Below are 12,806 nucleotides of genomic sequence, written 5' to 3' on the forward strand. Positions count from 1 at the left end.
TGGCTCAATCACTGCCGCACTGGCTCAACCACTTCGGGGGTTGCGTTTGACAGCGGCGTTTGTGCATCGTTATCTCCAGCCAGATATGACGGCCCGGCGCGACCATGCGGCCAAGGAGAAAACCATGTCACACAATCTGCAGTTCTACATCGATGGCGCGTGGGTCGATCCTGTTGTGCCCAACACATTGGACGTCATCGATCCCTCGAATGAGGACGCTTTTGCGCAGATTTCGCTCGGCTCAAAGGCCGATGTCGACAAGGCGGTGGCTGCCGCCAAGCGCGCCTTCAACAGCTTTGGTTTCACCGAAGTTAGCGAGCGGCTCGACCTGTTGAATCGCATCATCGCGGTCTACAAGAAGCGCAGTGGCGATCTTGCGGTTGCCGTGTCGCGCGAGATGGGCGCGCCGCGCCAGATGGCGTTGGACAGCCAGGTCGGCATTGGGCTGGCGCATCTGACCAAAATGGCCGAGACGCTGAAGGCTTTCGAATTCCGCCACGTGAAGGGCAATCATCTCGTGGTCAAGGAGCCGATCGGTGTCGTCGGGCTGATCACGCCGTGGAACTGGCCGCTCAACCAGATCACCTGCAAGGTGGGTCCGGCGCTCGCCGCCGGCTGCACCATGGTGCTCAAGCCATCCGAGATCGCGCCGCTCGACGCCATCATCTTCGCCGAGATCCTCGACGAGGCCGGCGTGCCGAAGGGCGTCTTCAACCTCGTCAATGGCGACGGACCGGGCGTCGGCCAGGCGTTGTCCAGCCATCCTGACATCGACATGATGTCGTTCACCGGTTCGACCCGCGCCGGCATCCTGGTGGCCAAGGCCGCCGCCGACACGGTCAAGCGCGTGCATCAGGAGCTTGGTGGCAAGTCGGCCAACATTCTGTTCCCCGACGTCGACCTCGCAAGCGCGGTCAGCAAGGGCGTGGCCGGTTGCTTCAGCAACAGCGGCCAGTCCTGCAACGCGCCAACGCGCATGTTCGTGCCGCGCGAGCGCCATGACGAGGCGGCCGGCTATGCCAAGGTTGCGGCGGAAAAATTCACCGTCGGTCCGGCCGACGCTGCCGGCACCAAGCTCGGCCCGGTCGTCAGCCAAGTTCAGTTCGACAAGATCCAGGACCTGATCCAGGCCGGCATCGACGAGGGTGCGACGTTGGTCGCCGGCGGCCCCGGCCGTCCGGCCGAACTCAACCGCGGCTACTATGTCAGGCCGACGGTGTTCGCCGACGTTACCCACGACATGCGCATCGCGCGCGAGGAGATCTTTGGGCCGGTGCTGGCGATCATGCCCTATGACAGCGTCGACGAGGTGGTCGAGACCGCCAACGACACCGTCTATGGCCTCGCCTCCTACATCCAGGCCAAGGACATGAAGAAGGCGCGCGAAGTCGCGGCGCGCATGCGCACCGGCAATGTCTACATCAACTATCCCCAGTGGGACGCCGGCCTGCCGTTCGGCGGCTACAAGCAGTCGGGCAATGGCCGCGAATATGCCGAATACGGACTTGAGGATTTTCTCGAGATCAAGGGCATCGCGGGGTATGAGGCGGCGGAGTAGGCACGTACAGTGTGATGCAATAAAGGGCGCGGCCTGCGGTGTGGGCCGCGCCCTTTCATTTTGCAGCCAAGCCTTGCCATCTCCGCATTCTTGCCAATTGGCAAATACATGCTATATATCTGCCAATCAGCAAGGTGAACGCAATGCAGCTTCAGTCCATCGTCACCACGCCGGCCACGTTCGGAGCCGCTATCTCGGATGAAGAAGCGGGCGCGCTGGCGCGCACCACGGTCAATCTGTTCAAGGCCTGGAATCTCACCGACCTGGAGGCCTGCATCCTGCTCGGCGGCATGTCGGCGCGGACTTGGGCGCGTTGGAAAGAAGGTGGCATCGGCAGGATCGACCGCGACCTGCGCACCCGCATGGCGCACCTGATGGGCATCCATAAGGGCCTGCGTTACCTTTTCACGGAGCCGGCGCGCGGCTATGCCTGGATCCGCAAGCCCAATGCCACCTTTGGCGGCCAGTCGGCGCTCGACCTGATGCTGCGCGGCGAAATCTCCGATCTCTCGGCGATGCGCGAATGGCTCGATGCGGAGCGTGGTGCATGGTGAGTGGGCTTGCGGTCCGTCGCCGCGTCGACTGGCACCAGACCTTCCGCATCATCCGTTCCATCCACCCACCGATCGACCTGTTCGAAGACATTGCCGACCCGCGCGACTGGGAGGCGCTTGCCGCCGTCGAGGCGAAGACAAACCCACGCATAAGGTTCGAGATCGGCGATCTCGGCAAGGTTTCGGCCGCAAGGCGGATTTCCGGCCCCGGCGCCAGTTTCGTGATGGCGCCCTTCGTGCATTGCTCGACGCTCAGACCAGGCCGCTTCTCGGATGGCAGCTACGGGATCTATTATGCGGGTGACAGCGAGGAGGTGGCGCTGGCCGAGACCATTCACCACCATCAGAAATTCATGCGCGCCACCAACGAGGGGCCGGGCTGGACGGCGGATTTCCGCGTGCTGATCGGCAACGTCGACCGCGACCTCGATGACGTCAACGCCGTGCCCGGCGTGCTCGACCCGGACGACTATTCCGCCTCGCAGGCGGAAGGGCGGGCGCTGCGGGCAGCCGGCAGCGACGGGCTGGTGTGGAACAGCGTGCGCATGCCGGGCGGCGGCTGCATCGGCATCTTCTGGCCCGACGTCATTGCCGTTCCAGTGCAGGGCCGCCACTACAGCTACCACTGGGATGGTGCCCGGGTGGACTTCGTGCGCCAGCACGATACGGGAAAGGTGCTTGCCGTCACATCATAGCGGCGGACATCCTTTACAGATCGTGGGGGAGTCGGTATTCACGAATCCATAAATCCAAGGATTCGGATATATGAATAGGAAGGGTACTTTGAACGCGCTGGCCGCACTTGGCCAGGAGACGCGGCTGGATGTCTTCCGGCTGCTCGTGCGTGCCGGCCCGGAAGGCATTCCAGCCGGCGAGATCGCAACGAGGCTGGACACGGTCCAGAACACCATGTCGGCGCATCTGAAGGTGCTCGCCCATGCCGGGCTGATCCGTCCCGAACGCGACGGAAGGACCGTGCGCTATGTCGCCGACATGACCGGCTTGCGCGACCTGCTGGCCTATCTGATGGAAGATTGCTGCAATGGCGCGCCGGAGCTCTGCCGCCCGGTCATCAATGCCGTGACCTGTGACTGCTGAGGGGCTTGTGACTGTCCGCCGCGCGCCGTTCGAACAAGGAGTCATCATGACCGATCATGCTCTGAACGCAGCTGAGGCGGTGCGGCCCGGCATCGGCTTCGTCGAGAAATATCTGACGGTGTGGGTGGCACTGTGCATCGTCGCGGGTATCGCGCTTGGCCATCTGCTGCCGGGCGTGTTCGGCGCCATCGCGTTGGCCGAGATCGCCAGGGTCAACATTCCTGTCGCCGTGCTGATCTGGCTGATGATCGTGCCGATGCTCTTGCGCGTCGATTTCGCCTCGCTGGCCAAGGTCGGCACCTATTGGCGCGGCATCGGCGTGACGCTGTTCATCAACTGGGCGGTGAAGCCGTTCTCGATGGCGCTGCTGGGCTGGCTCTTCATCGGCTGGTTGTTCCGGCCGTGGCTGCCCGCCGTGCAGATCGATTCCTACATTGCCGGGCTGATCATCCTTGCCGCGGCACCGTGCACGGCGATGGTGTTCGTCTGGTCGAACCTGACGCGCGGCGAGCCGAATTTCACGCTGTCGCAGGTGGCGCTCAACGACGCGATCATGATCGTTGCTTTCGCGCCAATCGTCGGCCTGCTGCTCGGCCTGTCGGCGATCACCGTGCCATGGGGCACGCTGATGCTGTCGGTCGCACTCTACATCGTCGCGCCGGTGATCGTCGCGCAGTTGGTTCGTGGCCGGCTGCTGGCAGCGAGGGGACAGGCCGGGCTTGAGGCCCTGCTTGCCACGCTGCAGCCTCTGTCGCTGGTTGCCTTGCTGGCGACGCTGGTGCTGCTGTTCGGCTTCCAGGGCGAGCAGATCATCGCGCAACCATTGGTGATCGTGCTGCTGGCGGTGCCGATCCTGATCCAGGTCTATTTCAATTCCGGTCTTGCCTATCTGCTCAACCGCCTCAGCGGCGAACGACACTGCGTGGCTGGACCATCGGCGCTGATCGGCGCGTCGAACTTCTTCGAACTGGCGGTGGCCGCCGCGATCGCGCTGTTCGGGCTGAATTCTGGCGCGGCCCTTGCCACCGTGGTCGGGGTGCTCATCGAGGTTCCGGTCATGCTGTCGGTGGTGTGGATCGTGAACCGCAGCAAGGGCTGGTACGAGATGGGCGGCGCCGTCCGGAATACCATGTCGGCTGAGAGGACCTCGAAATGACCATCACCATCTACCACAATCCCGATTGCGGCACGTCGCGCAACACGTTGGCCATGATCCGCCAGTCGGGCGAGGAGCCGGAGGTGATCGAATATCTGAAGACGCCGCCATCGCGCGAAAGGTTGGTCGAACTGATCGCGGCGATGGGCATTACACCGCGCGCCCTGCTGCGCGAGAAGGGCACACCCTATGCCGAACTCGGCCTTGCCGACCCGAAATGGTCCGACCAGCAGATCCTCGATTTCATGCTGGCACATCCGATCCTGATCAACCGGCCGATCGTCGTCAGTCCGCTCGGCGTCGTGCTGGCGCGGCCGTCGGAAAAGGTGCTGGACATCCTGCCCAACCCGGAGATCGGCGCGTTCACCAAGGAGGATGGTGAGGTGGTCATTTACGCCTCGGGCAAGCGCGCCGGCTGATGTTATTTCCATAATTTTCGAAATTGGGTTGACGGCGCGAAAAGTGCCGCGTAGCTTATTTCCATGAAACTCGAAAAAGCAGCCGCGCAGCTTGAAGCGCTCGGCAATCCGACGCGGCTTCAGCTCTATCGCATCCTGGTGCGGGCCGGTGATGACGGGCTTGCCGTCGGCAGCGTCCAGGGCAGGCTCGACATTCCGTCCTCCACGCTGTCGCATCACCTCAAACGGCTGGTCGATACCGGGCTTGTCACGCAGGAACGGCAAGCGACGACGCTGATCTGCCGCGCCAACTATCCCGGCATGAATGCGCTGATCGGCTATCTCGCCGACGAGTGCTGCGCGGATGCTGCCTGCGCGCCCGCCGTCGGCAAAGCACTGGCCTGATTTTTCTGCGCGTATAATTCGAAGATACCGGAAGGATCGAACCTATGGACATGATGACAGATCTTCCCGTCGCGGTAATTGGCGCCGGCCCGGTCGGCCTTGCCGCCGCGGCGCATCTGGTCGAGCGCGGCATCCGCCTGCTGATCCTGGAGCGCGGCGAAAGCGTTGGTGCCGCACTGCTCGAATGGGGCCACGTGCGGGTGTTCTCGCCGTGGGAATACAACATCGACGCGGCGGCGCGGGCGCTGCTCGACCGCTCCGGCTGGACGCCGCCGGACAGCCAGGGCCTGCCGACCGGCGGCGAGATCGTGCGCGACTATCTGGCGCCGCTTGGCCGGCTTCCGGCGATCGCCGCCAATCTGAAGCTCGGCGCCGAGGTCACCGCGATCACCCGTCAGGGGCACGACAAGGTCGCCAATGAGGGCCGCAAGGACGCGCCCTTCGTCATCCGCTACCGCGATGGCGGCGGTGAGCACCGCTTTCTCGCACGCGCCGTCATCGACGCATCCGGAACATGGTGGCGGCCAAACCCGATCGGCATCGACGGGCTGCCGGTTGCCGGCGAAGGCAAGGCGTCGGCACGCATCGCCTATGGCATTCCCGACGTGGTCGGCAAGGCGAGAGAAGACTATGCGGGCAAGCGCATCCTGGTCATCGGCGGCGGGCACTCGGCCATCAACGTCGCGCTGGCGCTGATGGAGTTGCAGGATGGCGCGCCTGGCACCGAAATGTTCTGGGCGCTGCGGCACGCCAGCATCGAAAGATTGCTCGGCGGCGGGCTGAACGACCAATTGCCGGAACGTGGTGCGCTCGGGCTGGCCGCCAGGCAGGCGATGGCGGACGGCAGGCTGAACATGCTGACGGGCTTCGCCGTCGACCGCATCGAGACGCAAGGCGAGAAGCTTGCCGTCGACGCCCACCTCGCCGGCAAGCCGTTCAGCCTGGCCGTGGACCGCATCGTCGTCACCACCGGCTTCAGGCCAGACCTGTCGTTCCTCGGCGAAATCCGCATCGCGCTCGATCCCGCCGTCGAAGCGCCGCCGGCACTGGCGCCGCTGATCGATCCGAACTTCCACTCATGCGGCACGGTTCCCGCGCATGGCATTGCGGAACTCGCGCATCCCGAACCCGGTTTCACCATCGTCGGCTCGAAATCCTACGGCCGTGCCCCGACTTTCCTGATGGCGACCGGCTACGAGCAGGTCCGCTCGGTGGTGGCCGATATTGCCGGAGACCATGCCGCGGCCCGCGAGGTGCGGCTGGTGCTGCCGGAGACCGGCGTGTGCAGCGCCGTCGGTGTCGCGACGGTATCGGAAAGCGCCGGCTGCTGTGGCGGGCCTGCTCCCGCCGCTATCGATGCCTGCTGCGTCAGGGATGCGGCCGCCAAGACAACGGGCGCGTCGGGTTGCGGCTGCGCAACCGCGCCGGCCACCGAGACGCGAGAGAATATGGCGGCCGGCGTCGATGCCTGAACGATCCGTCCTGCGCAAGGCGATCTGGGCGCTTGGGCTGACCCAGATCATCGGCTACGGCACGCTCTATTACAGCTTCTCGATCCTGGCGCCGGCAATGGCACGCGAGTTCGGGCTCACGGAAGGCTGGGTATTCGCAGCCCTGTCGGCCTCGCTGTTTGCCGGCAGCCTGTTCGCGCCGACTGCCGGGCGGTGGGCCGACCGCTTCGGCGCCGGCCGTATCATGACCGTCGGCTCGGTCGCGGCGGCTGTGGCGCTGGCGCTGTGCGCCGTCGCACCCGGCCGCGTGAGCTTCGTTCTGGGATTGCTGGCGATGGAACTGGCCTCCAGCTTCGTCCTCTACAGCGCTGCCTTCGTGGCGATCGTGCAGGTCGGGGTTCCCCGGCCGCAACGCAGCATCACCCATCTGACGCTGATCGCCGGGTTTGCCTCTACCCTGTTCTGGCCGCTGACCTCGGCGCTGCATGCGCATCTCACATGGCGCGAGGTCTACCTTTTGTTCGCCGCTCTCAATCTCGGCCTATGCCTGCCGATCCACGCCTGGCTGATGCGCCTGTCGCGTCGCCACGCAACGGTCACGCCGCATGAGCGCGGTTCCGCTCCCGATGAAGCGGGAATGCCGCTCGATGCGCGGCGCGGCCGGGCCGCATTCCTGCTGATGCTGGCGGGGTTCGCCACCGAGGGCTTTGTGCTGTCGGCGATCCTCATCCACATGGTGCCGCTGACGGCGGCCCTTGGGCTCGGCACCGCAGGCCTCTTCGTCTCGACCCTGTTCGGGCCGGCGCAGGTCGCCAGCCGGTTGATCAACATGCTGTTTGGCGGGCGGCTGCAGCAGACGCACCTTGCCGTCATTGCCGCGTCACTGCTCACGGCCGGGCTGTGTGCGCTGTTGCTGACCACGCCATGGCTGCCCGGCGCCTTCGTGTTCGTGTTCCTGTTCGGCCTCGGCTCCGGCCTCACCAGCATCGTCGGCGGCACCTTGCCGCTCGAACTCTTCGGCCGCGAAGGCTATGGCGCGCGGCTGGGATGGGCGAGCGCCGCCCGTCAGTTCACCTCGGCCTTTGCGCCGTTCGCGCTCGCCTTCATGATGGCGCGGACATCGGTCGCCAATTCCCTGTGGGTGCTGGTGGTCGTCGCCGCGAGCGGCGTCATCGCCTTCCTCGCCATCGCGCTGCTCAGGCGGCGCGGCGGCCCGGCAGCGTTTGCGATTGGCGGCAGCGCGGAAGAGGCGACCTGACCGCCCGCCTTTAGTGCCGCAGAATCTTGCTCAGGAAAGCGCGGCTGCGGTCGGTCTTGGGGTGTGAGAAGAACTCGTCGGGCGTGCCGCTTTCGACGATGGCGCCGGCGTCCATGAACACCACGCGCTGGGCGACCTTGCGGGCAAAGCCCATCTCGTGCGTCACCACCATCATGGTCATGCCTTCCTCGGCGACCGCCACCATGACGTCGAGCACTTCGGAAATCATCTCGGGATCAAGCGCCGAGGTCGGCTCGTCGAACAGCATGATCTTGGGCCGCATGCCGAGGCAACGCGCGATCGCCACGCGCTGCTGCTGGCCGCCGGAGAGCTGTGCTGGATAGGCATTGACCTTGTCGGCGAGGCCTACCTTGGCCAGCAATTCGCGGCCTGCTTTTTCAGCCTCGGCGCGCGGGATCTTGCGGACATGGATTGGGGCGAGCGTGACGTTTTCGAGTGCCGTCTTATGCGGGTAGAGGTTGAACGACTGGAAGACGAAGCCGATCTCGGTGCGCAGCTGGGTCATGTTGGTGGCGGGGTCGCCCAGGCGCTGGCCGTCGACGACGAGATCGCCGTCCTTGATCGCCTCCAGGCCGTTGACGCAGCGGATCAGAGTGCTTTTGCCCGAGCCGCTCGGGCCGCAGACGACGACCACTTCGCGCGGTTCGACGCTGAGCGTGATGTCCTTGAGCACGTTGAGCGAGCCGAACCACTTGTTGACGCCGCGAAAGTCGATCATGCCGGTTTTGGCAAGGCCCGTTTTGGTCATGTTTTCTGGACCTTTGGGGTTGGAAGTCACAACTGCACCTCGCCATGCGCCGCGCCCATGCGCTGCTCCAGCCGGCGGGCCAGCATGATCAGCGGATAGCAGACGATGAAATAGCCGGCGCCGACAAGGAAGAAGACCAGCAGGCCGTTGGGCACACGCTGCACCACCAGCCAGCCGACGCGGGTGAGGTCGGTGAGGCCGATGGCCGAGACGACGGAAGAATCCTTGATCAGCAGCACATATTGCCCGACCAGCGGCGGCAGCACGATGCGCATCGCCTGCGGCAGCACCACCTGGCGCATGCGCTGCCAGCGCGACAGGCCGGACGCCAGTGCCGCCTCGACCTGGCCTGTCGGCACCGAGCGGATGCCGGCGACGACGATCTCGCAGATGAAGCAGGCAGCCAGATTGGTCAGCGCGATGATGCCGGCGGTGAAGGCGTCGAGCTCGATGCCGAACTCCGGCAGGATGAAGAAGATCAGGAAGATCTGCACCAGGAACGGCGTGCCGCGGATCAGGTCGACCCAGGCGCCGATCAAGCCCGAGATCAGCCGGTTGCCGCCGGTGCGCAGGATGCCGAGGCCGAAGCCGAGCAGCGTGCCGAGCACCAGGCTGATCAGCGACAGCAACACGGTCATGCCGAGGCCGCGCAGGGCCAGTGGATAGGAGCCGGCGAGGCTTTGCAGTTGTTGCCAGATCATGTCCGCGCCCCCGCTGTGCCGAGCCAGCGGCTGGAGAGCCCAGCCAGTCCTTTCAGGCCGTAATAGAGCAGCAGATAGAAGGCGGCGATGGTGAGGAAACCTTCCGCCGGCATGAAGCGGTCGGAGGCGAGCAATTGACCGGCGCGCGTCAGTTCGGAAACCGAGATCAGCGACAAAAGGGCGGAATCCTTGACCAGCACGATCGCTTGGCCGAGCAGCGGCGGGATCGTCACCTTGAAGGCTTGCGGCAGGACGACAAGGCGCATGCGCTGGACATAGGTCATGCCCGAAGCGACGCTGGCCTCGACCTGGCCGCGCGGGATCGACAGGATGCCGGCGCGAATGATTTCAGCGATATAGGCGCCGCTGTTCAGCGACAGCGCGAGGATGCCGACGACGAGTTCCGGCAGAACGAAGCCGAGCCGGGGCAGGCCGAAATAAAGAAAATAGAGCTGCGCCAGCAAGGGCGTGGCACGCACCGCATCGATATAGGCCTTGGCTGGGGCGCGAAACAGCCAGCCGCGCTGCAGATTCATGGCGCACAGCACGATGCCGACGATAAGCGCGCCGACAAAGGACAGCGCCGACAGCCAAACGGTCGTGACCAGGCCCTGTCCGAACAACGGCAGGTATTCGACGATGGTGCGGAAACTGAAATTTTCGAGCATCGTTGGGTGAAATCCCCAGAGCGCAGGCAACGACAGATGAAACGAAATTCCGGGCGGCTTCGCGGCGTTTAAGATGCGCGCGAAACCGCCTGGATTTATCGCTGCTTAGTGATCCTTCTTCCAGGCGTCGGAATTGACCCAGTAGTCGAGGTTCTTCTGCAGGCGGCCGTCGATAGTGACCTGGTTGAGGAACAGGTTCATCCAGATCAACAGGTCCGGCTCATCATAGCGGGTGGCGAAGGCAAGCGGCTCCTTCGACAGAAGGTCCGGCATGATGGTGAAGGTGCCGGCCGGATAGGCGGTCGACTGGCCTTTGACCGCCGAGACGTCGTTGACGCCGCAATCGGCCTGGCCGTTGTTGACGGCGTCGAGCAGCAGCGGACCGCCACCCTTGTAGCTCTTGATGTCGGCATCGGGGAAGGCGTTCTTGGCTTCCTTCTCGCCGGTGGCGCCGAGCAGCACGGCGATCTTGGTGCCCTTGGCCTTGCAGTCCTCGGTGGTCTTGAACTTGCTGTCGGCCTTGGTGAAGACGGTGCTGCCCGTGTACATGTAAGGCGTGGTGAACGCGACCTTCATGCCGCGCGCCAGCGTCGGTGTCATGTCGGCGACCAGCAGGTCGGCCTTGCCCGACAGCAGCGCCGGGATCAAACCATCCCAGTCGAAGTCGAGGAAGGTGATTTTCACACCCATTTCCTTGGCCATCAGTTCGGCCAGTTCGACCGAACTGCCGGTGCGTTCGCCATTGGCGCCGACCAGCGAGAAGGGCGGTCCCTGGGTCTGCACGGCGACGCGCAATTCGCCGCGCTTGGTGATGTCGTCGAGCGTACCCGCACTGGCCGCAGCGGTGAGCCCGGCGAGCGCAAGCCCGGCGATGAAAAGTCTTCCGGCGATGAAAAGTCTGGCAATCTTCATTTCGGTATTCCTCCCTGTTGTCGTTAATGTGTGCCCGCGGTTCTCCTTGGGCTCCTTTTTGAGCGGCAGCGCCGTTGCCGGCGGCAGCCACCGTTCGAAAATCTTTCGCCTCAGTCCCGTGCCACCGTCTCGGAAACCGTGATGCCACGCCTGGCCAATTCATCGAAGAACCTGATGTCGGGCACATCCAGCAGCGGGTTCAAAAAGCCGGGTCTGGTGATCTCGCCCCTCGCCAGCATCTGCGCCACGATGCTGGCGGGATAGCCGACGCCGAGGCTCATGCCGAACAGGCCGGAAACGAGATCGCGTTCGATGATCAGGTCCGACGTCACCGTCTTGGCGCGGCCGCCTTCGAGGCCGGAAAAGACATTGCGCATCACGCAAAGATCCTTTTCGCCGGGGCCGTATTGCAATTGCGGGCCGAGCAGCCGGCCAAGGAATTCGCGCGGGCTGTTGGAGGTGCCGGGCACCTTGTCCTCAGAGAGGAAACCGAGTTCCTTCAACGGCGCCCAGAAGGCCGACCATCCCGGCCAGCGCAGTGTGTAGCGGCCGGAGCGGCGCAGCCCTTTTGCGGCGTCCAGCATCTCGACATAGTGCAGCGCGTCGCCATTGGGGAAGGCTTCGAGCCTGCCGAGACCGGCAACCTCGATTTCATGGATGAACGGATTGTCGTGCTGCTGGCCGGCAGGCACCGCGACACGGTTCCCGTCCTCGATCATCACGCTGTCGCGGTTCTGGCTGACCAGGACCATGTCGAAATTCCAGCTCACCTTGTAGCACAGCGGCTTGGCCATCGCCTTCGGCTCGGGGATGCCGCCGCAATAGGAATCGATCGAAGAGATCGAGTCGAACTGCCTGGCGGCGCGCGCGTAGAGCACGAGGTCGATGCCGGGGTCGAGCCCGCATTCGGTCATGATCGAGACACCGGCCTGTTCGGCGGCCGGCGCCAGGTCGGCGATCGACTTGGCGTAATTGGTGGTGACCAGCGGCGTGCGCGTGGCGATCGCGGCCTGCACCGCCTCGCGCATCAGCGGCTGCGGCAACAGGTCGATGACGGCGTCGACATCATCAAGCACAGTGGCCAGCGCCTGGCCGATCGCGCCCTCAGGCACGACGAAGCGCACGCGGGCAAGATCGGTCAGGCCGGCAAGCCGGGCAGGGCCGTCCGGCGCGGTGTCGACGCAGACAATTTCCTCGACGCCGTCGCTGGCGACGAGGTCGGCGATTGCCGCCCGGCCTTGCAGGCCGAGGCCGCCGAGAACCGCGATCTTCATGCCGGCTCCTTGCGGTCGTCCGACCAGCAGCCTTCCGGCAGGCTGACCCATTTGTTGCAGGACGCCATCACGACGAATGTCTCGCTGCGCACGACTTCGCCTGGCTCGCCGGCGCCGGGGATCAGTTCGCTGGTGACGCGGTAGAGATCGGCGACGTCACCGGCCACCGTCACGTCGACGATGATATCGAAGCGCCCGGTGACCACCGAAGCCGAGTTGACGAAGGGCAGTTCGGCAATGCGCTGCGCCAGTTCGCGGGCCCGGCCGCGCCCTTGGGCATTGATGCCGACAATGGCGGAGATCAGCTCGGGGCGCTCGGTCAGGTTCAGCAGCCCGACGATCTTGAGCAGGTTGCGGTCGAGCAGGTTGCGCAGCCGCGAGCGCACCGTCGGCACCGAAATCGCCAATATCTCGGCGATCCGGTTGATGCCCGGCTGGGCGTCCTGCGACAGCTGTTTGACCAGCCGCCGATCGGTCAGATCGAGATGTTCCCGCAAAGTCCCCGTCTTTCACAAAAGGAAAAAAGTTTGGCGATTTTTTTGCCAATGTGCAAACAAGCTACGTCACGAACATTTGAAAAGCAAGGCAATGATTCAGCGCTGAT

Annotated in this window: 15 protein-coding genes; 9 read left to right on the forward strand and 6 right to left on the reverse strand. The window is 64.5% G+C overall.

The window, feature by feature from the left end:
- Positions 1–124 precede the first annotated feature (124 nt).
- From P3C39_RS02110 to arsK, 9 genes are all read left to right on the forward strand, one after another.
- On the forward strand, positions 125–1,558 hold the full coding sequence (locus P3C39_RS02110; protein WP_063173750.1) for an aldehyde dehydrogenase family protein: 1,434 nt from the start codon (positions 125–127) through the stop codon (positions 1,556–1,558).
- Positions 1,559–1,701: 143 nt separating this feature from the next.
- Complete coding sequence (locus P3C39_RS02115) at positions 1,702–2,112, forward strand: MbcA/ParS/Xre antitoxin family protein (protein WP_275952551.1); 411 nt, start codon at positions 1,702–1,704, stop codon at positions 2,110–2,112.
- A complete protein-coding gene (locus P3C39_RS02120) occupies positions 2,106–2,807 on the forward strand; it encodes an RES family NAD+ phosphorylase (protein ID WP_275952552.1) in 702 nt (233 codons plus the stop codon). Before P3C39_RS02115 ends, P3C39_RS02120 begins: the two co-directional genes overlap by 7 nt.
- 70 nt (positions 2,808–2,877) lie before the next feature.
- The gene (locus P3C39_RS02125; RefSeq protein WP_013530549.1) at positions 2,878–3,210 is read left to right on the forward strand and encodes a metalloregulator ArsR/SmtB family transcription factor; all 333 of its coding nucleotides are present in this window, start codon (positions 2,878–2,880) and stop codon (positions 3,208–3,210) included.
- A gap of 91 nt (positions 3,211–3,301) precedes the next feature.
- Positions 3,302–4,366: an ACR3 family arsenite efflux transporter gene (gene arsB, locus P3C39_RS02130; RefSeq protein WP_164747183.1), complete on the forward strand. Its 1,065-nt coding sequence runs from the start codon at positions 3,302–3,304 to the stop codon at positions 4,364–4,366.
- A complete protein-coding gene (gene arsC, locus P3C39_RS02135) occupies positions 4,363–4,785 on the forward strand; it encodes an arsenate reductase (glutaredoxin) (protein WP_064994011.1) in 423 nt (140 codons plus the stop codon). The genes arsB and arsC overlap by 4 nt, the downstream gene beginning before the upstream one ends.
- A gap of 63 nt (positions 4,786–4,848) precedes the next feature.
- A complete protein-coding gene (locus P3C39_RS02140; protein ID WP_064994010.1) occupies positions 4,849–5,169 on the forward strand; it encodes a metalloregulator ArsR/SmtB family transcription factor in 321 nt (106 codons plus the stop codon).
- 44 nt (positions 5,170–5,213) lie between these two features.
- The gene (locus P3C39_RS02145) at positions 5,214–6,641 is read left to right on the forward strand and encodes an NAD(P)-binding domain-containing protein (protein WP_275952553.1); all 1,428 of its coding nucleotides are present in this window, start codon (positions 5,214–5,216) and stop codon (positions 6,639–6,641) included.
- Positions 6,634–7,878, forward strand: a complete 1,245-nt coding sequence (gene arsK / locus P3C39_RS02150; RefSeq protein WP_024501779.1) for an arsenite efflux MFS transporter ArsK — start codon at positions 6,634–6,636, stop codon at positions 7,876–7,878. The genes P3C39_RS02145 and arsK overlap by 8 nt, the downstream gene beginning before the upstream one ends.
- Before the next feature lie 10 nt (positions 7,879–7,888).
- On the opposite strand, the gene P3C39_RS02155 is transcribed toward arsK, so the two are convergent.
- The 6 genes from P3C39_RS02155 to P3C39_RS02180 form a co-directional block, all read right to left on the reverse strand.
- Complete coding sequence (locus tag P3C39_RS02155; RefSeq protein ID WP_024501778.1) at positions 7,889–8,617, reverse strand: amino acid ABC transporter ATP-binding protein; 729 nt, start codon at positions 8,615–8,617, stop codon at positions 7,889–7,891.
- Positions 8,618–8,673: 56 nt separating this feature from the next.
- On the reverse strand, positions 8,674–9,348 hold the full coding sequence (locus tag P3C39_RS02160; RefSeq protein ID WP_127368920.1) for an amino acid ABC transporter permease: 675 nt from the start codon (positions 9,346–9,348) through the stop codon (positions 8,674–8,676).
- Positions 9,345–10,016, reverse strand: a complete 672-nt coding sequence (locus P3C39_RS02165) for an amino acid ABC transporter permease (RefSeq protein WP_013530557.1) — start codon at positions 10,014–10,016, stop codon at positions 9,345–9,347. The genes P3C39_RS02160 and P3C39_RS02165 overlap by 4 nt, the downstream gene beginning before the upstream one ends.
- Positions 10,017–10,121: 105 nt before the next feature.
- A complete protein-coding gene (locus tag P3C39_RS02170) occupies positions 10,122–10,928 on the reverse strand; it encodes an ABC transporter substrate-binding protein (protein WP_013530558.1) in 807 nt (268 codons plus the stop codon).
- A gap of 110 nt (positions 10,929–11,038) precedes the next feature.
- On the reverse strand, positions 11,039–12,202 hold the full coding sequence (locus P3C39_RS02175) for a saccharopine dehydrogenase family protein (RefSeq protein ID WP_275952555.1): 1,164 nt from the start codon (positions 12,200–12,202) through the stop codon (positions 11,039–11,041).
- Positions 12,199–12,699 carry an Lrp/AsnC family transcriptional regulator gene (locus P3C39_RS02180; RefSeq protein ID WP_024501775.1) on the reverse strand — a complete coding sequence of 167 codons (501 nt, stop codon included), beginning with the start codon at positions 12,697–12,699 and terminating at the stop codon, positions 12,199–12,201. Before P3C39_RS02180 ends, P3C39_RS02175 begins: the two co-directional genes overlap by 4 nt.
- Between the last annotated feature and the right edge of the window lie 107 nt (positions 12,700–12,806).

The sequence above is a fragment of the Mesorhizobium sp. XAP4 genome, from assembly GCF_029269325.1.
Classification (GTDB): domain Bacteria; phylum Pseudomonadota; class Alphaproteobacteria; order Rhizobiales; family Rhizobiaceae; genus Mesorhizobium; species Mesorhizobium ciceri.